We start from the raw sequence: 26,775 nt of genomic DNA, 5'->3' as shown, positions 1-26,775 counted from the left end.
CATCGGCCGCGGTGTCATTCCGAAGCCGCAGCGAAGCGGTCGATCCTGTAGGGCGACAGGTCGATGTCGGTGCTGCCGGTGGCGATCAGTTCGGCCATCGTCTCGCCCACGCCCGGGCCCAGCTGAAAGCCCGCACCGCAGAAGCCGAAGGCGTAGAACAGGCCGTCTACGCCGGCGCTCGGGCCCATCACCGGCTGGTCGTCGGGCAGGTAGCTTTCGATGCCGCTCCAGGTGCGGATGATCGCGAGGTTCCTGACCGCCGGGATCAGACGCTGGATCTGCTGCCACTGGCCGATGCAGTTCTCCGGCTTCACGTAGACGCGGTAGTCTTCGGGGTAGGTCTGGTTCTGCGTGCTGCCGCCGATCACCAGATTCCCGCGCCCGACCTGCCGGAAATAGACCGACTCGAACGTCTCGGGCGTGGAAACTCCCACCGAAGGTCCGATCGCGTAAGGCAGCGGTTCGGTGACGCACATGTTAGGCCCGCGCGAGGTCAGCGGCACCGTCTCGCCGAAGCCTTCCACGAAGGCCTTGGCCCATGCGCCAGCGGTCACGAGCAGCACCGGCGCGCGGAATTCGCGGCCGTCGGCGGCGACGACGTGGAATTCGTTGCCGTCGCGCAGGGCGGTGGTGGCCTTGCAGTTCTCGTGGATTACGGCGCCGAGCTTCACCGCCGCGCGCGCGAAGGCGGGGCCGGTCAGGCGCGGGTTCGCGTGGCCGCACTGCGCCGAAAGCGAGGCCGCCAGGACGTCGGGGCCCATCCACGGGAAGCGGTCGCGCAGCACGTTGCCGCTGAGCATCTCCAGATCGAGGTCGTAGTGCGCGGCGTCGGCGGCATAGGCCTCCATCCGCTCGGCGGCATCGGGCCGGTCGCGATAGGCGACGCGCATGTGGCCGCGCTGCAGGTACTCGATGTCGGTGCCGAGCAGCTCGCGCGCCTGCCGCCAGATCGCGATCGAGCGGTTGGCGAGCGGGAGCTGGTACAGTGGCCGCCCCTGCCTGCGCACGTTGCCGAAGTTGGTGCCGCTGGCCTGCCGCCCGACGAGGTCGGTTTCCAGCAGCGTCACCGACTGGCCGCGCTGGTGCAGGAACAGCGCGCTGGCGCAGCCCATGATGCCGCCGCCGATGATGAGGACGTCCGAACGTGCGGCGCTCATGCTCCGGTCTCCTGCGGCGCGCAGGGGATGCCCGCAGTGCCCGCGACGAGCGGTTTGACCGGCGCGGCGCCGCGCAGGCGCCCGACCGTCTCGATGGGCACGCGCGCTTCGGCGGCGATCACTTCGGCGGCGGCGAGGCCGCAATAGCGACCCTGGCACCGGCCCATGCCGACCCGGCTGAGCGCCTTGGCGCGGTTGGCTTCGCGCGCGCCGCCTTCGTTGACGACGGCGCGCAGTTCGCCCGCTGTGACGCTTTCGCAGCGGCAGACGACCGCGTCGTCGGGCAGGGCGGCGGCCTGTTCGACCGGCCATGGAAAGGCCTGCGCCAATCCCGCCGCGAAGCGCGCGTATCCGGCGATGGCCTTGCGCAGACCGCTCTGCTCGCCGCCGGAGACAGAATGCCCCAGATCGGCCAGCGCGGTGAGGGCGGCAAGCCGCCCGCTCGCTTCGGCGGACCGTGCACCGAGAATGCGCGCACCGTCGCCGCCAAGGTACACCCCCGGCATCGAGGAGCGGCCTTCGCCGTCGCGCAGCGGCAGCCACTGGCGCACGGCGGGATCGAAAGCGAACTCGCAGCGGGCAAGGTCGGCAAGCTGGGTCTCGGGCCGCAGGTGATGGCCCATGCCTACCGCGTTGCAGGCAAAGCGGCGCTGCGATCCATCGGCCATGCGCACGACGATGCCGTCCACGCCGTCCTGCGCATCGCCGGTGATTGCGACCGGGGTGACGCCGTGATGCACCGCCACGCCCGCCCGCTTGAGCGCGCGGGTCAGGATCACGCCGTTCCACAGCACGCCGGGCTGAGACAGCAGCCTGGGCAGCGCCGGGATGCGGGCCGCGAAGGGCGCGGTATCGAGCACGGCGACGACGTTCGCGCCGGCCTTCGCATATTGCGAGGCAACGAGGTAGAGCAGCGGCCCGGAGCCGAGGAATACCACTTCGCTGCCGATCGCGCAGGCCTGTGCCTTGAGCGCGATCTGCGCGGCGCCGAGGCTGTAAGTGCCCGCGCGGTTCCAGCCCTTGACCGGCATGACGCGGTCGGTCGCGCCGGTGCACAGGATCAGCGCATCGTAGGGTTCCGAACGGTGCTGCCCTTCGCCATCGAGCGTCCAGACATGCCCGTCCGCGATGTGCCAGACCAGCGTTTCGGGGCGATAGTCGATCTGCGCGGCGAGGCCGTCGAAGGTCTCGTGGATCGCCCGTGCCCGCGCGGCCTCGGTGCCGTAAAGCGCTTCGTGCGAACGGGTGAAGTTGTCCGGCTGGCGGCGGTATATTTGCCCGCCTGCGCGGCGGCCTTCGTCGATGACGATGGGGCGCAGGCCCGCTTCGACCAGCGCCTGCGCGGCGCGCACGCCTGCGGGGCCCGCGCCGACAACGATCACGCGATGCCCGGTCATTAAGGGATTGTGGCCCATGTCGCCTCCGGCTCGCGGGTGTTCAGTTTCAGGCCCTCTATCGCAACGGTCGAGCAGGCGCGCAGCTTCGTACCGTCCTCGGTCCAGACCCAGCAGTCCTGGCACGCAGCCATCAGACAGAAGCCCGAGCGGGCGCCGTCGCCGAATTCGGACTGGCGCAGGCGGCCTCCGTTGGTCAGTACCGCCACCATCAGCGTATCGCCCTCCAGCGCCTCCACCAGCATGCCATCTAGCGTGAAGGTGAGGGTCGGCCGATCACGCTCGGCGAGGCGGTGGAAGCGCGCGGTCATGCCACTGCCTCGGGCTGGCGTTGGCCGAGGGTGAGCGCGACTTCGTCCAGATGGCACAGCACGGCATTGCCGCCGGACAGGACCTGCCGGGGCGGGTAGTGCGTATCGCAGCGTCCGGCCACGCGCTGGCCGCAGCGCGGCAGGAAGCGGCAGAGCGCGGCGGTGTCGGCATCGGGCCGGATCGCGGGAAGCGCGGGCGCGGCGCCCAGTTCGGGCAGCCAGCCCGGATACATCTGCGGCACCGAGCCGATCAGCATGTCGGTATAGGGGTGATAGGGCTGTTTCTCGAAGGCGCTGCGCGGTCCCTGATCGGCGACATCGCCGAGGTAGAGCACCATCACATCGTCGCAGATCGCGCGCACGGTCGAGATGTCGTGGCTGATGAAGATCATGGCGATACCCAGATCGCGGCGCAGTTCGGCCAGCAGGTCGAGGATCGCCGCCCCGACGACGGTGTCGAGCGCGGAGGTCACCTCGTCGCACAGGATCACCTCGGGATCGGCGGCCAGCGCGCGGGCGAGGTTGACGCGTTGCTTCTGCCCGCCCGAAAGCTCGGTGCAGCGGCGATCGGCGATCGAGCGCGGCAGCTTGATCCGGTCTAGCAGTTGGCCGACGCGCTCGTCCGCCTCGGCCCCGTTTAGGCGGTGATAGAAGGCCAGCGGGCGCCTGAGGATCTGGCCCACGGTATGCGCGGGATTCAACGCCACGTCGGCGTTCTGGAACACGATCTGGATGCGGCAGAACACTTCCTTGGATCGCTGGTCCAGCCCGGCGGGCAGCGCGCCGCCGTCGAGCAGCACTTCGCCGCGCGCCGGGGGCAGCAGCCCGGCGATGACGCGGGCAAGGGTGGACTTGCCCGAACCGGACTCACCGATGACGCCGAGGATCTCGCCGCGCTGTAGGGTCAGCGACACGTCGCGCAGGACGGGGATCGCGGGGTTTCCGGCGCGGTCGACGCGGCCGTATCCGGCGGTGAGGCCGCGCACTTCGAGGAGCGGTGTGGGCGTCGGCCGCGCGCAGTCTTCGCCATGTACCGCAGGGTGCGCGGCGGCCATCAGGGTGCGGGTGTAATCATCGGCCGGATCGTCGAGGATCTGGCGGATCGGGCCGTTCTCGCGTACCTGTCCCTTGTTCAGCACCACCACCCGGTCCGCCATCTGGGCGACGACGGCAAGGTCGTGGCTGACGTAGACCGCCGTGGTGCCGAGATCGCGCACCACGTTGCGGAAGGCTTGCAGCACGCCGATCTGGGTCGTCACGTCGAGCGCGGTGGTCGGCTCGTCGAGGATCACCAGTTCGGGATCGGTGATGAGCGCCATCGCCGCCATCAGGCGCTGGAGTTGTCCGCCCGAAAGCTGGTGGGCATAGCGATCGCCGATGGAGTCGGGCGAGGGCAGGCCGAGCGCGCGGAACAGCCCGATCGCTTTGGCCTGCGCTACCGCGCGCGTGGTCAGGCCGTGGGCGAGCACCGGCTCGATGACCTGATCCATGATCGTGCGCGAGGGATTGAAGGCTGACGCGGCGCTCTGCGCGACGTAGCTGATGCGGTTGCCGCGCAGGGTGCGCAGCTGCGGTTCGGCCAGCGAAGTGAGCTCCGCATCGCCGACGCGGATGGTGCCGCCGCTGATCCAGGCGCCGGGGCGCACATGGCCCAGTAGCGAGAGCGCGATGGTGGTCTTGCCCGAACCGGATTCGCCGATCAGCGCCAGCACCTGCCCGCGAGGGACCGCGAAGCTGACATCGTCGACGATGACGATTTCCTGCCCCTCGGGATTGCGGGCGCTGATCTGGAGGTTGGAAACGGTGACGTGAGCGGTCATGCGCGGCCTCCGGCTTTGGGCAGGGCGTCGATCAGCAGGTTCACCCCCACCGTCAGCGTGGCGATGGCGAGCGCGGGCATCAGAATCGCGGGCGCGCCGTCGGCGATGCCGGAGATGTTCTCGCGCACCAGCGAGCCAAGGTCGGCATCAGGCGGCTGCACGCCGAGGCCGAGGAAGCTCAGAGCCGAAAGCAGCAGCACGATGAACACGAAGCGCAGCCCGAAATCGGCGAGCAGCGGGTGGATCATGTTCGGCAGGATTTCGCGAAAGGCGATGTACATGGGGCCTTCGCCGCGCGCGCGGGCGACCGTCACGTAATCCATCTGGTTGATGTTGACCGCCAGCGAACGGGCGATGCGGTAGTTGCCCGGCACATAAGTTAGCCCGGCGATCAGCAGTAGCAGGCCCAGCGAGGAACCGAAGGCGGCGACCATCACCAGCGCCAGGATCTTGGAAGGAATCGAGATCACCGTGTCCATGAAGCGCGACAGCGCCTCATCCAGCCAGCGCTTGCCGACCGCCGCCATCAGCGCGAGGCTGGTGCCCACGGTGCATGCGAGCAGCGCGGCAGCGGCGCCGAGGCCCACAGTATAGCGGCCTGCCGAAAGCAGGCGGCTCAGCACGTCGCGGCCAAGGTAGTCGCTGCCCAGCAGGAACCGGCTCGACACACCGCTGAACACGTTTTGGTCGACGAAAGCGCCGATCGGATAGGGCGCCACAAGGGGACCGAACAGCGCCACGACGATCCACAGTGCGACCACAGTGAGGCCCAGCTTGCCCGAGAACGGCAGACGGCGGATCAGGCGCATCGGTTTCAGCGTGCTCATGCGTTTCGCAGCCTCGGGTTGGCGAGGATCGCGGTCACGTCCGCGATCAGCATCAGGAGAAGGTAGACCGTGCAGAAGATCATCGCGCAGGCCTGCAGCAGCGGCATGTCCCGGCTGGTCACGGCGTTGACCATCAGGCTGGCAAGGCCGGGGTAGTTGAAGATCGTCTCGACGATGATGGCCCCGCCCAAAAGGTAGGACAGGCTGAGCGCACAGGCGTTGACGATCGGGCCGATGGCGTTGGGCAGGACGTGGCCGATGACGATGCGGCTGGGCTTCACGCCCTTGAGCAGCGCCATTTCCACGTAGGGCCGATCGAGCTGGTCGATCACGGCGGCGCGGGTCATGCGCGCCATCTGGGCGACGACGACGACGCACAGCGAACCGATCGGCATGGCGAGGTTCAGCAGGATCTCACCCCAACCCGCGTCCTTGGGCAGCAGCGCGATCGAGGGCAGCCAACGCAGCTTCACCGAGAACACCAGCACCGCCAGCGTCGCGACGAGAAACTCGGGTAGCGCCACCATGCCCAGCGTCGCGAGGTTGAGCGCGCGGTCCAGCCTTCCGCCCCGGTTCACCGCGCAGGCGATGCCGATCGTCAGCGCCAGCGGCACGGCGACGAGCGTGGTCAGCGCGGCCAGCAGCAGCGAGTTGGGCAGGCGCTCGCCGATGAGGTCCGCCACCGGCATGTTGCCGACCAGCGAGGTGCCCGCATCTCCCCCGGCAAGGGCCGCCAGCCACGTGCCGAAGCGCACGTAGGCGGGGCGATCGAGGCCCATTTCATGGCGCAGCGCCTCGACTTGCGCGGGTGTCGCGCTCTGGCCCAGCGCTTCCTGCGCGGCATCGCCGGGAAGGAGGGCGCTAATGGTGAAGACGATCAGCGAGACGAGCAGCAGCGTCAGCACCGCCACGCCGATGCGCCCGGCGATCATGCGCAGCAGCTTCGCGCGCGCCTTGCTGCGATCAGGAGAAAGGGAAGCCATCGCGATCAGTCCTCCCACCACAGATGCTCGGCGAAACCGTAGCCCATGAAGCCGCCCAGCGGCACTGGATACCAGCCCTTGAGCCGCCGGTCGTAGCCATCGAGCAGGCTGATGAAGACGGGGATGCTTACCCCGCAATGGTCACGCACCAGCCCCTGCATCTCGCCGTAGAGTTGCTTGCGCCGAGCGTCATCGCCTTCGGAGCGGGCTTCGAGCAGCAGGCCGTCAAACTTCGGGTTCTTCCAGCCGCTCTCGTTCCAGTCGGCGTCCGACTTGTAGAACAGGCTGAAGGTCAGGTCCGCCGTGGGGCGCGGGTTGGTATTGCCGAAGCCGAGCGGGTGCTTCATCCAGTGGGTGGACCAGTAACCGTCTGCGGGCACCCGGTTGACCGCCACGTTGAGCCCCACGCGCGCGCTGTATTCCTGCACGATCGACGCCATGTCCACCGATCCTTCGGCGGCGGGCGAGGCGAAGATCGGCAGGCGCGTCTGGCCGATGCCGGACCGCTGGAAGTGCCACCGCGCCTTGTCCAGATCCATCACCGTCTGCGGCAGATCCTTGCGGAAATAGGGGTGGAACGGCGGGATCGGATGATCGTTGGCGATCGTCGCATAGTTGCGGAACAGCGCCCGCTTGATGAGCTGACGGTCCATCAGGTACTTCATGCCCAGCACGAAGTGGATGTTGGACGTGGGCAGCTGGTCCTGCCGCATGATGAGGTTGGTGTAGAGCGCCGAGGGCGTCTCGCGCACGATGTGCCGGCGCGATGCGGCGATCCGCCGGGTGGAGCGCGGGTTGACCGCCAGCACCATGTGCACGTCGCCCGAAAGCAGCGCGTTGACGCGGCTGACTTCGTCGGGAATGCCGATGATCTCGATCTCGTCGAGATGCGGCTTGCCCGGCTTCCAGTAATCGGCATTGCGCTTGCCGACCGTGCGCACGCCCGGGGTGAAGGCGGCGAGGCGGTAAGGGCCGGTGCCGTTGCCGCTGGTAAAGCGCTTCTCGCCGTTCGGCACGATCGCGAAGTGCGACTGAGCGAGCATCACCGGAAGGTCCGCGTTGGGCCCCGAAAGTTCCAGCACCACGCCGAGCGGACCGTCGGCGCGGATGCTCTCGAATTGCTCGGCGATGGCGGCGAGCTTCGATCCGGTGGCCGGATCCTTGTGGCGCCGCAGCGAATAGACGACGTCCGCCGAGGTCAGGCTCTTGCCGTCGTGGAAGATCACGCCCTTGCGCAGTGCGATGTGCCATACGCGCTGGTCGGTGCTGGTCAGGCTCTGCGCCAGCGAGGGGATCGCGCGCTGCGCACGGTCCAGCTCGGTCAGGCAGTTGTAGAGCATGAAATGGCGCACATAGTCGCTGGAGAGCGAGCCCTTGGCCGGATCGAGCGTGTCGGCGGTTGACAGCGACATGCAGGCGGCCCGGATGCTGCCGCCGGGCCGGGGCCTTGCGGTCTGGGCGGCATCGCTCCCCTCGGGCAGGAGGATGCCGCCCGCCGTCGCGACGAACCCGGCGCCAAGCGCGGTGCCGAGCAGGCCGCGACGGGATAAGGAGAGGTGCTCGCTCATCAGTGCAGGATGTCCTGTAACTTGTACCAGAGGCCGACGGCGGGCAGGAACCAGGGTTTGCCGAGGTGGCCGGGGATGGCGGGCCAGTCGAGATGCTCCCACGGGTTCGCGGCGATATCCCCGTCCATGTAGCGGACCATCTGCTGGCCCATCATCACCGACATCTGCACGCCGTGGCCGCTGTAGCCCATGGCGTAGAATAATCCCCGTCGGTCGTCGGCGCGCTCGCCCGCGCGGGGCAGGCGGTCGGCGGTGAGATCGACCATGCCGCCCCACACGTGATCGACGCGCACGCCCGCCAGTTCGGGGAACATGCGGCGCATGGCATCGATCAGGATCGCGCCGCTCTTCACGTCGGATTTCGCGTCCGAGATGGCGAAGCGGGCGCGCCCGCCGAAGATCAGGCGGTTGTCGGGGGCAAGCCGGAAGAAATTGCCGATGACCCGGCTCGTCACGTAGTTGCGGCCATTCGGGAACAGCCGGGCGATCAGCGCGGGGTCGAGCGGCTCGGTGGCGATGATGAAGCTGCCCACCGCGACGAGGCGGCGCTGGAACCACTTGAAGGGCTTCTGTATAGGCGCCCCGCCGGTCGCTACCAACACTTGCGACGCGGTAAGGGCGCCGCGCGGCGTCGTCAGCGTCCAGCGTCCGTCGCTGCCGCGCATGAGGCCGGTGACGGCGGCATTCTCGTGGATGCGCGCGCCCTTGGCAGCTGCGGCCTCAGCCAGTCCGATGCCGAAGCGGCCGGGGTGGAGCTGGGCGCTGGTGGTCTGCAGCAGGCCACCGTAGAATTTGTCGGAGCCGACTTCGCCCGCGATGCGCTCCGGCGCGATTAGTTCGACGTTGGGGTCCACTTCGGCCTTGAGCAGTTCGTAGGCCCTGGCGATCTTGTCGAAATGCTCGGGTTTGGCGGCGAGTTTCAGGCGGCCGCAGCGGCGGAAACCGCAGTCGATGCCGTGAGCCTGCACCAGCGCCTCGACCCGGTCCACCGCCTCGACATGGGCGCGGTAGAACGCCTGCGCGGTCTCGCGCCCCAGCGAGGCGACGAGGGCGCCGTAGTCCTGGTGGGTGCCGTTGTTGCACTGGCCGCCGTTGCGCCCTGAAGCCTCGCCGATGACCTGTCCGGCCTCCAGCACTGCAACTGACGCGCCCTTGTCGCGCAGCGCCAGCGCGGCCGAGAGGCCGGTGAAACCGCCGCCGATGACCGCCACGTCGACATGGCCTTCCGGTCCGCCTTCCGCCGCGCCGGTGAAGGCAGGAGCAGAAGCGAGCCAGTAGGACTGCGGACTGGGCTGGTGCATCGGCGGGCGTCCTTGCGTGCGAGAGATCAGAGGCCGACGACGGCGGGCAAGCAGCCGATGTGCGGGATCTCGATGTCGCGGTAGAACGGGCTCGACGGCTCATGGCCACGGCCGACGAACACCTGGCAGCCGAAGCGCAGGTCCTTGGCGGTGTTGTGGTCGTAGCGGAAGCTGGAGGAGACGTGCATCATCTCTTCCGGGCCGCAGCCGAGCTGGTCGAACATGTATTCGAACGCCTGCATGCGCGGCTTGTAGGCCTGCGCCATCTCGGCGGTGTAGACAGCGTGGAACGGTGCGCCCAGCTTGTCGACGTTCGACTGGATCTGCGAATTGCTGGCGTTCGAGAGGATCACCAGCGGGATCTTGTCACCGATCGGCGAAAGGCCACCGGGAACGTCGGCGTGCGGGCCCCAGGTCGGCACAGCTTCGTAGACGGCGGTGGGGAAGGCGACGTCGAAGGGGATGCCCCACTTCTTGCAGGTCCGCTCCACCGAGTTGGCGATCACGTCCTGATAGGGCTGCCAGTTGCCCAGCACTTCGTCGAGGCGGTAGCGCGCCCAGTCGACGAGGAAGTCGTCCATCTTCTCGGCGGGGATCAGGTCCTTGAAGAACTCGCGCGCCATGTCGGACATGTGGAAGCGCGTCAGCGTGCCGTAGCAGTCGAAGCTGATGTATTTGGGGCGGAAGGTCATCCAAGTTTTCCCTTTGTGAACGGTCGGCTGGAAGGGCCGGATTTGACGGGATGATTACCGCACGTAGGCGGCGGAAGTTTGCCCCGATATGTAGGGGGCGGGCGGAGGATCACATGTCATTTCCACCATCTTTCGGCATAGCGTGCTGTGCCGTCCAGCGATGCCTCGGCCGCATATATTGCTGCGCAGCATACCGAGTTTGGCGACATGGCGGCAGCATTATGTTTCGCGTCTTCAGTATCCCGCTTCGCGCCGGACCAGGCCATCAGGTGCCTCGCCGTCTCGGTGCCGTCGGATATTGGCGATAATTGCCCGGGCAGCGCCGACAGGCTCGGTAACACTGGCAATATGCGGCGTCACCAGGATGTTTGGATTGGTCCAGAACGGGTGGCCCGGCGACAGCGGCTCTGGATCGACGACATCGAGGATCGCTTGCGAAATCCGGCCTGCCTCGATTGCCGACAGCAAATCGTGCTCCACTAGGTGGCGGCCCCTGCCGACATTGAGCAGCGAGGCACCTTGGGGCAGTTTTTCGAACAGGCTGTGGCATAAAATGCCGTGCGTGTCGGGCGTGAGCGGAAGGAGGCAAACCAGGATATCAGTCGCCCCCAGCATCGCATCGAGACCGTCACTACCGTAGTAGTGCGTTACGCCATCGATCGAGCGTGGGCTTCGGCTCCATGCAGCTAGCTGAAAGTCGTAAGGGCGAAGAGCCGCCAGGACGGCTCGTCCAAGTTCGCCCGCGCCCAGCACGCCGACGCGCCGCTGTGTGGCGGCAAGCACGGGGCGCTCGCGCCATTCGCCGCGTTTCTGTGCGGCGCTGTACGCGATGAAGTCGCGATGGAGTGCAAGCACGGCCCCGCTGGCGTACTCGACCATGCCGGCAATGAGATTGCGTTCCACCAGCCGGACGAGCGCGACCTGTGAGGGGATAAGCGCGAGATCGAACTGATCGACGCCCGCTCCTGTCGAGAACAGCAGTTCGAGGCTGGAATAACGTCGAGCCATGTCAGCCGGCGGTGTCCAGGTGGCGAGGTAGCGTACGTCGGCCGGATCGATGTCATCGTCGCGATCGTGGAACGCGATTTCCGGCGCTTCCGCCGCGAATACCGCCCGCATTGCGGCTGCACGCTCGGGCATGCCGAGAAACTGAAAGGTCATGTCCATTGCTCCAAAAGAGCCGGCGTGGGAGCGCTGGAGCTCCCACGCCGTAACCTGGTCGCCGGGGTCGATGGCGGACAGGATGGGTCAGGTTGATCCCTAGAAGCGATAGTTCGCGCGAACCGAGAAGCTGCGCGGCGCGCCGGGATAAGTCCAGAGCGCCGAGTAGGAGTTTGCAAACCAGCGCTTGTTGAACAGGTTGTCGATGTTGCCGCTGACGGTGATCTTATCGGTGAGGTCGACCGAGCCGATCACGCGGACCAGCGTTGCGGAAGGCAGGTAATAGTCCGTTGCCGTCTCGCCGAGGCGCTTGTCGATATACTGGACGCCAGCGCCGATGGTGGCCTTGTGATCGTCGCCGATCATGAAGTCCTTGGTCAGCATGGCATTGCCGCTATGCTTGGGAATGCCGATCAGGGGATCGCCAGGCAGGATCGGCTTGGCGAAGTCCGGGTCGCTGAATTCGGCGGTCCAGAACGCGTCGGTATAGGCGTAGGCCACCATGAGGTTGAACCCGAAAGGCAGCTGGGCATTGAGGTCGAACTCTACGCCGCGGCTCTTGGCCGATCCCACCGCGATGACGTAGCCCGAATTGGCTGGATCCGCGGTCAGGATGTTGGTCTTCTTCATGTTGAACAACGCCACGCTGGCGGTGATCTTCTTATCCGGCGAGATATACTTCGCGCCCACTTCGTATGACTTCGAGGTCTCCGGCTGGAAAGTGTCGCCTTGCACGCTGGCGCCATTGTTGGGGCGGAAGCCCTGACCGTAGGTGCCGTAGAACGAAAGCGTGTCGGTCGGCTGCAGCACCACGCCGCCCTGGGGACTGAACTTGGTGACAGTCTGCGTCAGGAGCACGCCGGTGTTGCGCTTGAGGAAGTGCTGGCGGAACTCGTCGTAGCGACCGCCCGCGCGGATCTTCAGCCATGAAGTGAGGTCGACCTGATCGTAGAAGTAGGTGCCCCAGGCGTAGTCCTGCTCCAACTGGTCGTAGACGAGCGAAGCGCTGGCGTTGACCGAAGGATAGGCACCGTAGACCGGGTTCAACACGTCGATCGCGTTGATCGCTGCATTGGACTGCCCGGTGTAGGCGGCCGGACGGAAGCGCGTCTGAAGCTGGTCGAGTTTGAAATAGTCGTAGTCGGCGCCGACCACCAGCGTGTTCGCGAGACCCGCCACGTCGAAGTGTCCGGTCAGTTCAGCGCGAGCGATGAAGTTCTCGGACTTGAAGTTGTGATAGCGCCGCTGGCGCGACAGAAGCGTGCCGGCGGTGGCGCCGGACTGCAGGAATGGCTGACGGCCGGCGACCAGTTCGGGCACTTCGCCGATACCACGCAGGTGCGTGGTGCGGTAGGAAACGCCTGCCAGCATGCTCCAGTTGTCGTTGAAATCATGCTGCAGCTGGAGTTGATGCCCCAGATTGTCAGCCTTCATCGGGCCATCGCCGGGCTCGCCCAGGTAACGGGAGGCGGGCAGGCGGGTGAAATCGTTGTTGAAGATCGGAATGCCGCGATCGAACGGCACCTTGAGTGACGCGAACTCCAGTTCGTAGGAGACTGTCGTTGAATCTCCCAGCTTTGCGAGGATCGACGGGGTGATGAAGATTTTCTCGGAATGGACTGTGTCGCGATAGCTGTCGGAGTTTTCGTATGCGCCATTGAGCCGCACGGCCAGATTATCAGACAGCGGCGTCGTGTAATCGGCATCGACGCGGTAGTTGTTCCAGCTTCCGGCTTGGACCTGGACATTCCCCTTGGCGGTGAATTCAGGTTTTTTCGTCACGATGTTGACGGTGCCGCCCGGCTCGCCGCGACCGAACATTGCCGACGTCGACCCCTTAAGGACATCGATGCGTTCGACGCTCGATGCGTCTCGCGGGCCGGAGAAGCCGCGCGCGTTGAAGCCGTTGACAAGGAAGCCGGTCGGCACGTTGTTCGCGTCGCCCGCAAAGCCGCGGATCGCGTACCCGTCCCACAGACCACCGAAGTTGTTCAGGTGGGCCACGCCGCTCACAAGATCAAGTGCCGTGTCAAGGCGGGTAAGGCCCAGACCCTGCAGCTTCGCACCGTCGATCGACTGGATGTTCTGCGGAATGTCCTGGACCGGCATGTCGCCGATGTAGGCCTGGCGCAGCCCGGTTACGACGATGTCTTGCGCTTTGTTATCTTCCACGGCGGATTGGGCGTAAGCCGAAGTCGCGATGACGGTCGAAAGAATGGATGCGCCTGCGACCAGAGTGCTTCGAATGATAGACCGCTTATGCATGAATGGCCCCCTATGAGTAGGAACTGATTGTATTTTTGTTCCTGGTGCAATCGGCGCATCTTTTCTGTCGAGCTTTGCCCGGAGATGCTTTCCGAATGTTTCCCTGCGTCATTTATTAGGCGGTTATATCTGCGCCTTGTGGGGTTCAGGCTATGCTGTGTGGCGAGCATATATTTTCGAAGATGGCTCGCCACACGGTGGAATGTAGTGAAAGAGACGCGTTAAGCGCGTGATCTGCCGGAGTGTCTCAGAGGTACTTGAGCCACCAGATGTCCTTGCGCTGCTGCTTCAAGCGGGCGAACCAGCGGGTCGGCAGGTAGAGGGGAACGATCAGCAATGCGACCCAGATCCAGACTGTCGATACGTTGTCGACGCCGAACACTGTTCCCTTGGTTGGACCGTAGACGGCAAGCGCAATCAGATAGAGCGCCTTCAGGACGTAAAGGTGCAGCAGGTAGTAGAACATTGGCGCGCCGCCGAGCATGGCGAGGCGCGGCATCGTCCAGTGCTGCTGGAATTTCTCGAAAAGAGCCAGCATCAGCGCGCCGAATCCGAGCGTTGGCATCAGGAACAGCAGTGAGGGCGGGTACTTGGTGAGCGCGAGGAAGCTCATCACCGTGCGCAGCGGCGTCTCGGCGTGAAACCAGGGCTTGTCACCGTAGACGTTTGCGAAGCGCAGCAATACGAAGCCTGCCAGCAATCCTGCTCCTAGCAGTGCCATCCGGCGAACCCGCGCGGCAGGGTCTGCCTGCTTTCCGAACCACGGACCCATTGCGTAGCCTAGCAGGATGACGCCGATCCACGGCAGCACCGGATAGGTGGTCTTGGCAATCATGCCGCCGCCAAGCTCGATGATAGCGCGTTGGTGAAGCACTGCCCAGGTGGCGAACCATGGCGAGTCGGGCGTAAGCACGATGCCGTCGAGCAGGTTATGCAGACACACGATGGCAAGGCCCACGCCGATCTGGATGCCGCGCGGCAAGTGGATCAGCGCCGCCAGAGCGATCATGCAAATGCCAATGGCCCAGATAACCTGCAGCCAGAAGGTGCTCGGCGGGAACTTGGCGGTCCAGGCGAACCCGACGAAAGTGAGTTCGAGGAAGATCAGAAACAGGCCTCGCTTGATTAGGAACGAGGAAACCTCGGCCTTGCTCCGCGATTGCCCGTAGAGCCAGGCGGAGAGGCCGGTCAGGGCTATGAATGCAGGCGCACAGAACGTCGAGAGCAGGCGTGTGAAGAACAGCGCCGGGTCCGCCGTATGTGCGTCCACCGGGTCTGTCACCTGCATGTGGAGGAACCACGTCTCGCGGACATGATCGACAAGCATGAAAAGCATGACCAGACCGCGCAGCGCATCGATGGCGATGAGACGGGTGCGGGCAGCCGCCTTGTCCGTAAACGTATTCTGCGTGGCAGGTTCGCGCCACTCGACGCTGACTGTAGTCTGCGACCCCATCTTGCCCTCCTGAGCATATATTCCGAATGACAGGCTATGCCTTTACGCAATCATCGGCTGCCAAATCGCGACCAAATCGACATGAAACTCGCAAGCGCATGAGCCTCCGGCAGCACAATCTGCCGGTCCGCTGATCCTCACCTGCGATTGGCATGGTCGGCATCCGTGATGGGCCGACCATGCCTTGCGTCAGTTACGGGACTTGCGGGATGCTACGCGCGTGCTGCGCCCTGCGTGTTGCCAGCGCGGTGATCGCCGGAAGCACGAGCAGGGTCAGGATCGTGCAGGTGATGAGCCCGCCGATGACGACGGTGGCGAGCGGACGCTGGACTTCCGCTCCGGTTCCCGTTGCCAGAGCCATTGGCACGAATCCGAGACTTGCGACGAGCGCGGTCATCAAAACAGGTCTCACCCGCTCCATAGCGCCGCTGACGATGGCCTCATCTGGCGCGAGGCCGTCGTCGGCCCGTTTGCGGATCGCGCTCATCATCACCAGACCGTTGAGAACGGCGACCCCGGAGAGGGCAATGAACCCCACTGCCGCCGTGATCGAGAACGGAATGCCGCGCAGGAGGAGGGCGAAGACGCCGCCCGCCAGAGCCATCGGCACCGCGCTGAACACGATAGCTGCGCGGCCCAGGCCACCTAGCGCCATGAAGAGCAATGCGAAGATCGCGGCGAAGCAGACCGGAACCACCAGCAGCAGGCGCAAGCGTGCCGATTGCAGGCTTTCAAAGGTTCCGCCCCACTCCGTGTACATGCCCGAAGGCAATGCCAGAGCGCCCATTGCGTCCTGCGCTTCGGAGACGAAGCCACCGAGATCGCGGCCACGCACATTCGCTTGCACCACGACCATGCGCTTGCCGTTCTCTCGGCTGATCTGGTTCAGCCCTTGGGTGTAGCTGAAGCGCGCCACTTCGCGCAGCGGCACGGAGCGGGCGATCTGCCCTTCGCCGCCGGGCAGCATGACCGGGATGGCGCCCAGCGTTTCCAGATCGTCGCGCTGGGCGTCGGGAAGGCGCACGACGACCGCGAAGCGCCGGTCTCCTTCGAACAGCAGGCCCGCCTCGCGGCCTCCGAGCGCGGCCGCGACCGTATTTGCCACTTCGTCCACCGACAGCCCGTAGCGGGCCGCCGCCTGGCGATCGATCTTCACGTCGAAGGTCGGCGCGCCCGAAGTCTGTTCCGCGCTCACGTCGGCCGCTCCCGGAATCTTGCGCAAGACCGCTGCGATCCTGCGGGCCTGCTCGCTCATGGCGTCGAGGTCGTCGCCGTAGAGCTTGACGGCCACGTCGGCGCGCACGCCGGCGATCAGCTCGTTGAAGCGCATCTGGATAGGCTGCTGAATCTCGACCCGGTTGCCGATGAGCGGCTTCATCCGCTCCTCGATGCGGCGCAGGATGTCGTCCTTGCTCCTGACCTCGTCCGGCCATTCGTCTTCCGGCTTGGGGATGACATACGTGTCCGATGCGTTCGGCGGCATCGGGTCAGTGCCGAGGTCGGCGTTGCCGTTCTTGGAGAAGACCAGCGCCACCTCGGGCAGCGTCTTGAGCGCATCCTCGATCGCCAGCTGCATCTGCGTGGACTGATCGATGGAGGCGGACGGCACGCGGAAGTTGGTGACAGTGATGTCCTTCTCGTCGAGCTGCGGCATGAACTCCTCGCCGAGCATACCGAACGCCAGGACTGCTGCAGCGAACACGCCGACACCTGCAAAGACGAAGGGCAGCGGACGGGCCACAGCTTTTGTCAGAACCGGATGATACTTCTCCTTGAACCAGCGGATCGGCTTTACTTCGGTCTCGGAGACCTTGCCGGTGATGACCAGCGCGATCATGGCTGGCACGAACGTGAGCGACAGCACGAACGCGGACGCGAGCGCGATCATCAGGGTGATCGCCATCGGAGCGAAAGTCTTGCCCTCGACGCCCTGGAACGTCAGCAGCGGCACGAAGACGAGGAAGATGATGAGCTGGCCGTAGACAGTGGGGCGGATCATTTCACGCGCGGCGAGATTGGTCTCCTCCATGCGTTCCGACCTTGTAAGCAGACGTCCCTCATGCTCCTGCCGCTCGGCAAGACGGCGCAGCGCGTTCTCGACGATGATGACGGCGCCGTCGACGATCAGGCCGAAGTCGAGCGCGCCCAGGCTCATGAGGTTGCCCGAGACGCCAAGGCCGTTCATGCCGCTGGCGGTCATCAGCATGGTGATCGGGATCACCGCCGCCGTGATCAATGCTGCGCGGATGTTGCCGAGCAGCAGGAACAACACGACGATGACCAGCAGAGCGCCTTCGATCAGGTTCTTCTCGACCGTCGCGATCGTGGCGTTGACCAGCTTCGAGCGATTGTAGACCGGCTCGGCAAACACGTCCGGCGGCAAGGACTTGTTGATCTGGATGAGCTTTTCGGCGGCGCTGTTCGCGACGATGCGGCTGTTCTCGCCGGTGAGCATCAGCACGGTGGAGATCACCGCCTCGGAGCCCATGCGGCTGCCGGAACCCGTGCGGACGGCGCCGCCGATGACGACCTGGCCGATATCCTTCACCCGGACCGGCACCCCCGCGCGAGTGGCCACCACGGCTTCCTGGATGTCGTCGACCGACTTCAGGCGCGCGTCGGCGCGAACCAGGAAGCTTTCTCCGGCTCGGCGCACGTAGTTCGATCCGGCGGAGAGATTGGCCCGTTCAAGTGCATCTGCCAGCTGCGTGAACGAAATGCCGTACGACGCCAGCGCGGCGAGGTTGGGTTCGACCAGGTACTGCTTGACGTAGCCGCCGTTGGAATCGACGCCCGCGACGCCGGGCACGTTGCGCATCTGCGGACGAATGATCCAGTCCTGTACCGTGCGCAGATAGGCAGCCTTGGCGAGCTCGGTGGTCAGGCGTTCGCCCTCGGGCGTGAGATAGCTTCCGTCCGATTGCCAGCCGGGCTGATTGTCCGTGGCCTTGATCCCCTTGCCGTCCGGATGGCGGAAAGCGATCGAATAGAAGAAGATCTCGCCAAGTCCCGTACTGAGCGGAGAGAGCGCGGGCTGAACCCCGCCCGGCAGGCTGTCCTTTGCCTGTGTGAGGCGCTCGGTTACCTGCTGACGCGCGAAGTAGATGTCGGTGGCGTCGGTGAAGACGGCGGTGACCTGGCTGAACCCGTTGCGCGAGATCGAGCGCGTCATTGTGAGCCCGGGGATGCCTGCCAGTGCCGTCTCGACCGGGTAGGTCACCTGCTTTTCCATGTCGACCGGTCCGTAGGCGGGCGCGAAGGTGCTGATCTGGACCTGGCGGTTGGTGACGTCCGGGACGGCGTCGATCGGCAGCTTCGTGATCTGCCACAGGCCGAAGCCCGCGACCATCAGGGTCAGGAAGGCGACGAGCCATCGCCCCCTGATCGAGAGGGAGAGGATCCGGGAGATCATTCGGCCGTCTCCTTCTCCAGCTCTGCCTTGAGAAGGAAGGCGTTGCTGGTGGCGATCCGCGTCCCGGCCTTGAGCCCAGAGACGATCGAGACGAGGCCGCCGCTGCGGCTGCCTACCTGCACGGCCTGCGCCCTGAACCCCTTGGGCGTGCGAACGAACACGACGGTGCGGGCACCGGTCGTCTGTACCGCGTCCTGAGGAACCATCACGCCGCCGCGCACGGCGCCGCCGCTTGCGAAAATGCGAGCCTGCAGCATTTGTCCGGGAGCGAGACCGGAGGCGCCGGTCGCTTCGATGATGACGGTCGCGCCGCGGCTCTGCGGGTCGACGACGCCCGTGGAAGAGCGTACCCGGCCCTCGATCGTCCGGCCTTCGCCGACGAGCAGTTCCACTCTGTCACCGGGGCGCACCCGTGCCGCTTCGGCGGCGGGAACGCTGGCGGTGATCTGCAGGCTGCGGGGATCGGCGACGCGGAACAGTTCGGTTTCGGCGGCCACGAACTGCCCCAGGTTTGCGGAAGCCATCGTCAGACGGCCGGAAACAGGACTGGCGACCATGACCGATCGTCCGTCGCGCGCGATGCGGGCGGCGCCTGCTGCTGCACTCGCCCGCATGGCGTCGGCACGCGCGACTGCAAGGTTCGCCTGCGCCGTCTCGAAGTCGGCACGCGGACTCACGCCCTGGTCCAGGAGCTTGCGCTCGCGGTCCAGTTGCCGGCTTGCCAGTGTCACGCGGGCAGCGGCTGCGGACTGGTCCGCCGCGATGGAGGACGCATCGCGGCTCTCCACCAGAGCGAGCGTTTCGCCAGCCTTCACCGGATCGCCGATCCGCTTGAAGATGCGCGTGACGGTCCCCGGTGCACGGGCCGTCAGCACGGCTTCCGCGTCCGGTGTCGCCTCGACGCTTGCCGAGGCGGGTATCGCTGCGTCGAGTTCACCCGAGGCAGCAGGCGCAATTGCGATCTGCGACAGCTTGATCCCCGCGTCGGAAATCTCGACATGATCGGGGATGGCTGCGGGGGCGGTCTCGGCGGCATCGTTTTCGGCGGAGCCGGCAGGCTGGGTCAGGCGGGCGGCACTGAAGCCTACACCGGCGGCGATGAGCAGGGCGAGCGCCGCGCCGGCATAAAGAGGGGTCTTGTCGTTCATTGGACCGGTTCTCCGGTAATCGTGGTGCCCTCGAGACGGGCGAGACGGGCACGAGATTCAAGACGGGCGGCAGCGGCGTCGAGAATGACACCGCGCGCGACGCCGACCTCGTGTCGTGCAGCGAGCAGTTCGAGCAGCGGCGACTTGCCTGCCTCATAGGCGATGCGGGCAAGACGGTAGGCTTCCTCTGCGGTTCGCAGTGTGCGATCGGCAGCGGCGATCCGGGCGTCGGCGGCTTCGTTGAGCGCGAGCGAAGCTGCTATCTCGGCTTTCACATTGAGGAGCATGCCCGCATTGCGGGCCTCTGCCGCGCGCAAGTCGGCTTCGGCGGCATTCACGTTCCCGCGATTGCGATCGAACAGCGGCAGGGGCACGCTGACCCCCGCGATTAAGGCATTTGCCTTGTCGATTTCGAGGCGGCGCACGCCGACCGACACCGTGACGTCCGGGTTCGCCTGTCGCCGTGCTGCCGAAACCCGCTGTCTTGCCGCTTCGCGCTCTGCCTGCGCAGCAACGTACGGTGCGGTTTCCAGGGGGTCGATCGGCCCATAACCGGTCCTGGCCTCGAACCTTGGAAGAAGCGGTTCGGCCAGGCTGGTGAACCCGGCGTCGTCGCCTGCAAGCGCAGCCAGCCGGGCGTAGGCGCCCACGCGCTCCGCCTTTGCGGCATCGACCAGCGAACGCAGCGCATTGACTTCGGTTTCGACCTGAAGTGCGCGCAGACGTGCCTCCTTGCCGGCCTGTACGAGGGCCTGCACGGCGCGCATGTCACCGCTGGCCTCGTCGACTTCCTCTTCCGCCAGTTCGATGCGGCGGTCGGCGATCTCGGCAGCTCCGTAGGCCATCGCCAGATCATAGGCATAGGCGAGGCGAGCCTCCCGGGTCCGGGCCTGCGCCGCGGCAACGCCGGCCGTGCCTGCGGCGATGCGTGACGCGCGCTTGCCGCCGATCTCGATTGCCTGGTTAAGCTGCAGCGTATTCTCGGATCGATCGAACCCGCGATAAGGCGTCTGTCCTGCCACGTTCTCGGTCATCACCGATACTGTAGGGTTCGGACGGGCGTGAGCCTGCAGGGCAAGACCCTCGGCGCGGTGTATCTCCGCGTCCAGCTCAACCTGGCGAGGTGCTTCACGGGTATCTAGGTAAAGCTGGGCGAAGGGCGGAGCGGTCTGAGCTTGGGCACTGGACGCCGCCAGTGCCCAGCCGATGCTCGCGACAGCGGGCAACGCCTTGCGCAGGCGTCGCGAGCCGATCGGATCGGACATGGGGGAACTCCCTCGGATAGCTGATGTGACGAAGCGCGCACCGCTAACGGCGCATTCGCGTCAGAATCGAGGAGGGCGCAGCAGTCCTTCGGGTGAAATCCCGGACAATGAGAAACTGCGTCCGGAGAACCAGTCGCTTGCCGCTTCGTGGAAGAGGATTGCAACCGAGAAGTTCGGAACGAGTCCAGCCAGTCCGTGGATCATCGCATGCGTCAGCGCGTGCAAATCTATAGTACGCGAGCCTTGGTCCGCAGTGCCAAGTTCAGCAGGGGGATGATCCTCGTCGGCATCGCCGTGATGATGGTGCCCGTGACCAGTCGGCGCCGCATCGGCAGCGAGATCGTCATGATCGAGAAGCGAGGCGTGCCAGTTTGACAGCGCCATTACATTCGCAAGTGCCAGCAGAGCGAGGACAAGCCCGGCGAGGAGTGAGATCCTCGTCAATCCGGTATGCCGATTCTGATGCACGCGCACGCCCATGGCTGCGGGGATAACTGCATTAGGCGGCGCAAACAATCGCGTGATTGACGCATTCACGGCATATTATGCCACGTGTCGGCTCCAGAAGATCGAACGAACGGCTTGCGATCGCCTCCACCCCCGGACGGTTGCAAGTCGACGGGTGACGCGCACCGAGCTTTCTCGGCAAGCGGATCAGGGGTGCTGCCAGGACGGTGTCCGCGCGGCATCTGTGTTCGGTTTCGAAGCAGGATTCGCAGGCGCTTATCGATGCCTTCGAGGGGAGGAGCCATTTCTGGTCAGAAGCTCAGCGAGAGATAGGATCGCTGCGGATCTTCGTTGCAGGCGCTGCCGATCTTTCTAAATGGCTGGTCAGTGCGAGCGGCGTCCCATTACGTGTGGTCTCGGAGCATTCCGACGACCGGCCCCTGTCGCGCCGCGAAGTCGTGGAGCATGCCAGGACCTGCCCCGCCGTGTACCGCGATTGGCCGACCGGTGATGGACGTCGCACGGAAAACCGCACGAGCGTAATCACGAACTTTGTGCAGCGCCCGCATCCCAGGCGATCCGATGTGCGCCTCCAGGGTGCTGCCTTCCGGTCAGGCACTATAGGGAACCGACCTTGACCTTCGAGCCATCTACGAGCCGTGCAAGCCGGAAATGGCTCGCATCGACGCTCGGCATGTCGCCCGTCACGAGCTGCGCCGAGAGAAAACCTATGCCCGGCCCCAACCCGAAGCCGTGGCCGGAGCAACCTGCCGCGAGATGAAGACCGGAAATCGCATCAATGGCTGAGACGACTGGCACCGCGTCAGGTGTACAATCGACATAGGCGCCCCAGGAGTGGTCGATCTCGATCCCTGAAAGTTCGGGAAAAGTTCCAACGACATTGGCCATGATAGCTTTGACCAAACGGCGATTGGGAGCGGGGTCGAGGATCCTGCTGCGTGTGAACAGACCGGGATCCCCGCTGAACAGCGCGGAAAGGGATTCAGGGCCGGACAGGAAGGACCCGCTGAGGCCGACCTGGACGGCTTTCAGTCGCTGGATGAACTGCGGCATGAACTCACGGGAAAAGCGCAGGCCTTGCGGCGTCACCTCGAGTGTCACGCGGCCGCTGATCGCCATCGTGTAGCTGCCGTCGAGCCGTCGCGTCATCGCCAAGTCGGGGCAGTAGATGACCTCACCGACATTCACAGTTGGCTTCGTGCGCAGCGCGGTCTGACGCACGCTCGCCTGCGGAAAGACGATGCCGTGGCGACGCAGGAAAGTCGACGCCCAGGCCCCAGCGGCGCAGAGGACTGCATCGGCACGGATCAATCCCCTTTCGGTGTGGATGCCGGTGATCCGTCCACTGGTAATGTCCAGCGCCTGAGCGGCACAGGCCTGGTGGATTGTTGCGCCGAGCGCGCGAGCGCCCTCGGCAAGGACTGGTGCCGCTAGGGCGGGCTCGGCTTTTCCGTCTGCAACTGAGTGGAGGCCGCCCACCCATTTGCGCCGGGTCTCGGGGATGCGCTCTGCGGCCTGCGATGCATTCAGCATGTGGGTCTCGATGCCAAATTCGCGGGCCACCGGTTTCCAGGCTTCCCACGATGCCAGCATCGCGGCATCGTCCGTCGTGTAGACGAGCCCGGTACGGCGGAAACCGAGGTCCTTGCCGATTTCGCCGGCCAGACTATCCCACAAATGCATGGAGAGGAGCGAGAGCGGCATTTCACGCGGATCACGGTTCTGCTGACGGCACCAGCCCCACGTCCGGCTTGACTGTTCGCAGGCAATGTGCCCCTTTTCCAGCAAGGCGACGGAGAGGCCGCGCTTTGAGAGATAATACGCCGCCGCGGTCCCGACGATACCTCCGCCGACGACTACGACATCGACTGCCTCGGGAAGCGCCGCGTCGCTGATGACCTTCTGAACGACTGGTGACATTCGGTGCAGACCTGATTGATGCGGTTGGGAACTAGGCAAGGCCATGCCTGTCGGAGAATAGTTTCGGGAAGCGATAACTGCACGTCACGGACCACGGTCCGGGTGTCATGTGGCAGGACGGTATTGTGCGTAAATCTTCGCGACGAACTCGTGGCTCTCCCAGCTGACACTTGCGCCCTGCTCGATGATGTACGTGTCGCCTTTGCGGAAGGTTGCCCTGGCACCGTTCTCGTCGACGAACGTCACCTCGCCTGCCAGCAGGTGCATGAGTTCGCTATGCTCGAAATATATGGGGAGACGCTGATAAGGCGTAGAATCCCAGGTACCGCATTGAAATTCACCGCTGGCCGACCGGAACACGTTGTGCGACCGGCAGGCCGGGCGTTCGCCCAGCAGCACTTCATCCGCCGGCGTACCGGACTGCTTCCTGGGCGCATTGTTGTCGATGGTATGAATTCCGGGTCTGCCGGCGGCAGCCTGAAGATAGCGCATGCCGATTACAATTGCGCCCTCCGGTGCGCGCCAGCGGAAGGTCGTGCCGCGAGCGATGACCGCACTAGTCCCTTGTGCGATGGCGGCACTGCGGTTGTCGTCCGCGATTTCAAGCAACCCGGTGCATGCGAAAAGCCAGCAGTCTCCCCGATTTTCCTGGCACTCGCCGGCATCCTTCACGCACGAGAGGAAGATTTCGCAAGGTCCGGCCCGGACCGGTAGCATCCGTGCCCCGGGCCCGAAGGGATCCGGGCCCGGTGCCAGATCAGTTGTTCTGGCCAAAGCGCCCAGATCGATGAACGTGGAGCAGCGTGTTTCGGTCGTCATGGTCATCATCCTGCAGGAGCGATCGGATATCGGGCGGTCCTCAGAGATATTTCAGCCACCAGATGTCCTTGCGGCACTTCTTGAGGTTCGAGAACCAGCGGGTCGGGAAGTAGAGCGGCACGATTAGCCCCAGATACCAGGCCCACACCCAAGGCAGCGTATCGACCCCGAAGACCTCTCCGTGATTGGTGCCGTAAATCGCACGTGCCATCAGGTAGATGATGCGCAGCAGATAAAGGTGGAAGAGATAGAAGAACATTGGCGCGCCGCCCATCACCGAGAGCCAGCGTGTGATGCTAGCGTCATTGGCTCGCTCGAACACCGCGAGCAAGATGAGGCCGATGCCCAGTGTCGGCAGGAGGAAGAGCAGGGACGGTGGATATTTTGTGAGCGCGAGGAAGCTCATTACCGTCCGAATCGGCTCGCCCGGAACAACGAACCACGGGGAATCGCCGTAGACGTTGAGCGTGCGAAGGACGAAGAAGAGACCAATCATGCAAGCACCGGTGATGCGCAGGAGGTTGCGCCGCTGTTCTGCCGTACGGTCGGAGAACCAGGCGCCGACGGACCAGCCGAGGCAGATGACCCCCACCCAAGGCAGAACCGGATAGTTGAACTTGATCATCACGCCAGCGAGTTCCATCTGGGAACGCTCGTGGATGATCGCCCAGGGGACGAACATCGGGTGATCGGCTGGGAATGTGATCGGGTCCAGAAGATTGTGCCCGCACACGATTAAGAGGCCCAGAACCAGGATCGCCCGCGCAGGAAGATGGATGAGGGCCGCCAAGATGACCATGCACAGGCCGATCGCCCAGATGACCTGAAGGAATACGAAGTGGGGAAGGAGCTCGGCACGCCAGGAAAAGTTGACCAGCGTCAGCTCAAGCAGCACCAGAAAGGCACCGCGTCGAAGCAGGAAGTCACTGGTCTGCGCGAGCGTGTGCCGCCGACTGAAGAGATAGGCGGAGAGGCCGGTGAGCGCGACGAAAATTGGCGCGCAGAGCGTGCTGGTGATCCGGGTGAAAAACAGGGCGGGCATCACCGTGCGCGCATCGACCGGATCGCCCACCGGCACCCAGAGGAACCAGGTCTCCCGGATGTGGTCGAGCAGCATAATGATCATTACCAGCCCGCGCAGCGCATCTATGCTTTCGAGCCGTTTTCCGGGCGCAGCTCCGAAGGAGGCTTCCGGTCGCGTTGTATTGCCTGTGGCTCTGTCTGCGAGTGTCGCCATGTTCGTCTCCGGTCGAAGATCGTTCTCGGAAATGGGGTTCAGGCGTCCGTGGTGGCGAGTGTCGCCACGGCGTCCACCTCCACCAGCAAGCCGTAATGGAGTTCGGGCACAGGCACGACGGTCCGCGCAGGCTTCGCCTCGCCGATCATATCTGCATAGATGCGGTTGAACTCGGGCCAGTTTTCGACGCCGACAATATAGGCCGTCACGCGACACAAATCCCCCGGCTTGCCGCCCGCTGTTTCCAGGATTGCAAGCATATTGGCGATGGCTTGCCGAACCTGTGTCTCGAAGCTCGTGTCGGCAAGCGGATTGCCGTCAGCCCTGATCGGGAGCTGGCCCGAGATGTAGAGTGTATCTTTCGATCTGACGGCTTGTGAATAGTGTCCGGCCGGTCTCGGAGCGGCTTCGGTCAGGACCGGCTTAATCCCGCTATGATTATCGCCTGGGTTGCTCATGACCACCCTCCGAAGCGCGGCCATTCGCCCTCGACGACACTCGATGTGCCGCGCACGACATGATACCTGTCGTGCTGCGCGGCCGTGGCACAAGCGTGATTGGGGAGTATCCTCACCCGGTCTCCGATCCTCAGGTCCGGCAATTGTCCGCCAGAGCTCGGGCGAACCATGATGATGCCATGCTCCTGATTGGCATCGGCCACGATGAGATCGTCATAAGGCACGCCGGAACCGTCGCAGACGATGCCATAGCCCTGATTGACCGCTTGTCTGGACGTTCCGCGGTCTTGCGACATCGCCATCCAGCCGGCATCGATCAGGATCCATCCCTTTTCGTGCTGATGGCCGATTACGGTCGCAAGGACAGAAAGAGCAATATCGTCGACGTGGCAAATGCCGATTCCTGCCATGACGAGATCAAAGAACACAAAGACGCCAGCGCGCACCTCGGTTACGCCAGTGAGGTCCAGAGCGTTGTGGGCGGTCGGCGTGGAGCCGACGCTGACCACGGGGCAGGGCAGCCCGGCGCCGCGCAGGATGGTGGCCGCGTCGACAACGCTGCGCCGTTCTTCCTCGGCGCAGGCCTGCAGGGCTTCGATGCCCTTCGCCGCGTAGCTGCCGCCGGCATGGGTCAGGACGCCGCGAAGCTCCGCACCATCGGCGAGGACGCGCCCGATACTGACCAGCCGGTCCGCGTCATTCGGCAAAACGCCCGAACGATGTCCGTCGCAGTCGATCTCGATGAAGGCCGGTATGGAATGGCCTGCAGCGCGTGAGGCGGCGGCAACGGCTTCGGCCTGTTCAACGGTGTCGAGAACGATCGCGAGGTCGATGCCCTTTGCTCGCAAATCCAGCACCTTTGCCAGCTTCGACGGAGCGATCCCGACGGCGTAAATAAGGTCGGTGACGCCGGCTGCGGCAAACAGTTCGGCTTCCTTGAGCGTCGAAACTGTCGCTGGGCCCTGCGGTGTCGTCATCGTTCGCCGGGCGACCTCAACCGACTTGCCAGTCTTCAGATGGGGGCGCAGGCAAACGCCATGAGAGGCGAGACGGCTGCGAAGGCGGGTGACGTTGCGCGCCATACGATCTGTGTCGAGCACAAGGCATGGTGTG

21 protein-coding genes are annotated in these 26,775 nt (G+C 65.0%); all 21 read right to left on the bottom strand.

The window, feature by feature from the left end; all coding sequences use genetic code 11:
• Positions 1-14 precede the first annotated feature (14 nt).
• Entirely contained in the window at positions 15-1,157 is a 1,143-nt protein-coding gene (locus tag BES08_RS06415) for an NAD(P)/FAD-dependent oxidoreductase (RefSeq protein ID WP_069707880.1), read from the bottom strand.
• Entirely contained in the window at positions 1,154-2,554 is a 1,401-nt protein-coding gene (locus tag BES08_RS06410) for an FAD/NAD(P)-dependent oxidoreductase (protein WP_156799787.1), read from the bottom strand. Before BES08_RS06410 ends, BES08_RS06415 begins: the two co-directional genes overlap by 4 nt.
• Complete coding sequence (locus tag BES08_RS06405; protein WP_069707878.1) at positions 2,554-2,862, bottom strand: (2Fe-2S)-binding protein; 309 nt, start codon at positions 2,860-2,862, stop codon at positions 2,554-2,556. The genes BES08_RS06410 and BES08_RS06405 overlap by 1 nt, the downstream gene beginning before the upstream one ends.
• The gene (locus tag BES08_RS06400; RefSeq protein WP_069707877.1) at positions 2,859-4,682 is read right to left on the bottom strand and encodes an ABC transporter ATP-binding protein; all 1,824 of its coding nucleotides are present in this window, start codon (positions 4,680-4,682) and stop codon (positions 2,859-2,861) included. The genes BES08_RS06405 and BES08_RS06400 overlap by 4 nt, the downstream gene beginning before the upstream one ends.
• Positions 4,679-5,509: an ABC transporter permease gene (locus tag BES08_RS06395; RefSeq protein WP_069707876.1), complete on the bottom strand. Its 831-nt coding sequence runs from the start codon at positions 5,507-5,509 to the stop codon at positions 4,679-4,681. Before BES08_RS06395 ends, BES08_RS06400 begins: the two co-directional genes overlap by 4 nt.
• Entirely contained in the window at positions 5,506-6,501 is a 996-nt protein-coding gene (locus BES08_RS06390) for an ABC transporter permease (RefSeq protein ID WP_420873465.1), read from the bottom strand. The genes BES08_RS06395 and BES08_RS06390 overlap by 4 nt, the downstream gene beginning before the upstream one ends.
• Positions 6,498-8,060, bottom strand: a complete 1,563-nt coding sequence (locus BES08_RS06385) for an ABC transporter substrate-binding protein (RefSeq protein ID WP_069707874.1) — start codon at positions 8,058-8,060, stop codon at positions 6,498-6,500. The genes BES08_RS06390 and BES08_RS06385 overlap by 4 nt, the downstream gene beginning before the upstream one ends.
• Complete coding sequence (locus tag BES08_RS06380) at positions 8,060-9,361, bottom strand: NAD(P)/FAD-dependent oxidoreductase (protein WP_069707873.1); 1,302 nt, start codon at positions 9,359-9,361, stop codon at positions 8,060-8,062. The genes BES08_RS06385 and BES08_RS06380 overlap by 1 nt, the downstream gene beginning before the upstream one ends.
• Before the next feature lie 26 nt (positions 9,362-9,387).
• A complete protein-coding gene (locus tag BES08_RS06375; RefSeq protein WP_069707872.1) occupies positions 9,388-10,053 on the bottom strand; it encodes a haloacid dehalogenase type II in 666 nt (221 codons plus the stop codon).
• Between the two features lie 234 nt (positions 10,054-10,287).
• Positions 10,288-11,214 (bottom strand): 2-hydroxyacid dehydrogenase, encoded by a 927-nt coding sequence (locus BES08_RS06370; protein WP_069709169.1) that lies wholly within the window; start codon positions 11,212-11,214, stop codon positions 10,288-10,290.
• Positions 11,215-11,313: 99 nt separating this feature from the next.
• Positions 11,314-13,479, bottom strand: a complete 2,166-nt coding sequence (locus BES08_RS06365; protein WP_069707871.1) for a TonB-dependent siderophore receptor — start codon at positions 13,477-13,479, stop codon at positions 11,314-11,316.
• A 247-nt stretch (positions 13,480-13,726) separates the two neighbouring features.
• Positions 13,727-14,935: an acetyltransferase domain-containing protein gene (locus BES08_RS06360; protein WP_083274608.1), complete on the bottom strand. Its 1,209-nt coding sequence runs from the start codon at positions 14,933-14,935 to the stop codon at positions 13,727-13,729.
• Positions 14,936-15,128: 193 nt separating this feature from the next.
• Positions 15,129-18,347, bottom strand: a complete 3,219-nt coding sequence (locus BES08_RS06355; RefSeq protein WP_069707870.1) for an efflux RND transporter permease subunit — start codon at positions 18,345-18,347, stop codon at positions 15,129-15,131.
• Complete coding sequence (locus tag BES08_RS06350; protein WP_069707869.1) at positions 18,344-19,495, bottom strand: efflux RND transporter periplasmic adaptor subunit; 1,152 nt, start codon at positions 19,493-19,495, stop codon at positions 18,344-18,346. The genes BES08_RS06355 and BES08_RS06350 overlap by 4 nt, the downstream gene beginning before the upstream one ends.
• Positions 19,492-20,760, bottom strand: a complete 1,269-nt coding sequence (locus BES08_RS06345) for a TolC family protein (protein WP_069707868.1) — start codon at positions 20,758-20,760, stop codon at positions 19,492-19,494. The genes BES08_RS06350 and BES08_RS06345 overlap by 4 nt, the downstream gene beginning before the upstream one ends.
• Before the next feature lie 60 nt (positions 20,761-20,820).
• A complete protein-coding gene (locus BES08_RS32720; RefSeq protein WP_197524428.1) occupies positions 20,821-21,297 on the bottom strand; it encodes a hypothetical protein in 477 nt (158 codons plus the stop codon).
• Between the two features lie 528 nt (positions 21,298-21,825).
• A complete protein-coding gene (locus BES08_RS06335) occupies positions 21,826-23,148 on the bottom strand; it encodes an NAD(P)/FAD-dependent oxidoreductase (RefSeq protein WP_069707866.1) in 1,323 nt (440 codons plus the stop codon).
• Between the two features lie 105 nt (positions 23,149-23,253).
• Complete coding sequence (locus tag BES08_RS06330) at positions 23,254-23,967, bottom strand: cupin domain-containing protein (RefSeq protein WP_083274741.1); 714 nt, start codon at positions 23,965-23,967, stop codon at positions 23,254-23,256.
• A 40-nt stretch (positions 23,968-24,007) separates the two neighbouring features.
• Positions 24,008-25,204, bottom strand: coding sequence for an acetyltransferase domain-containing protein (locus tag BES08_RS06325; RefSeq protein WP_069707865.1), 1,197 nt, complete (start codon positions 25,202-25,204; stop codon positions 24,008-24,010).
• 38 nt (positions 25,205-25,242) lie between these two features.
• Positions 25,243-25,662 carry a RidA family protein gene (locus tag BES08_RS06320; RefSeq protein WP_069707864.1) on the bottom strand — a complete coding sequence of 140 codons (420 nt, stop codon included), beginning with the start codon at positions 25,660-25,662 and terminating at the stop codon, positions 25,243-25,245.
• Positions 25,659-26,744 carry an alanine racemase gene (locus BES08_RS06315; RefSeq protein WP_197524456.1) on the bottom strand — a complete coding sequence of 362 codons (1,086 nt, stop codon included), beginning with the start codon at positions 26,742-26,744 and terminating at the stop codon, positions 25,659-25,661. The genes BES08_RS06320 and BES08_RS06315 overlap by 4 nt, the downstream gene beginning before the upstream one ends.
• Positions 26,745-26,775 lie beyond the last annotated feature (31 nt).

This window comes from Novosphingobium resinovorum (genome assembly GCF_001742225.1).
GTDB lineage: Bacteria > Pseudomonadota > Alphaproteobacteria > Sphingomonadales > Sphingomonadaceae > Novosphingobium > Novosphingobium resinovorum_A.
This window is presented reverse-complemented; position numbering and strand designations above follow the sequence as displayed.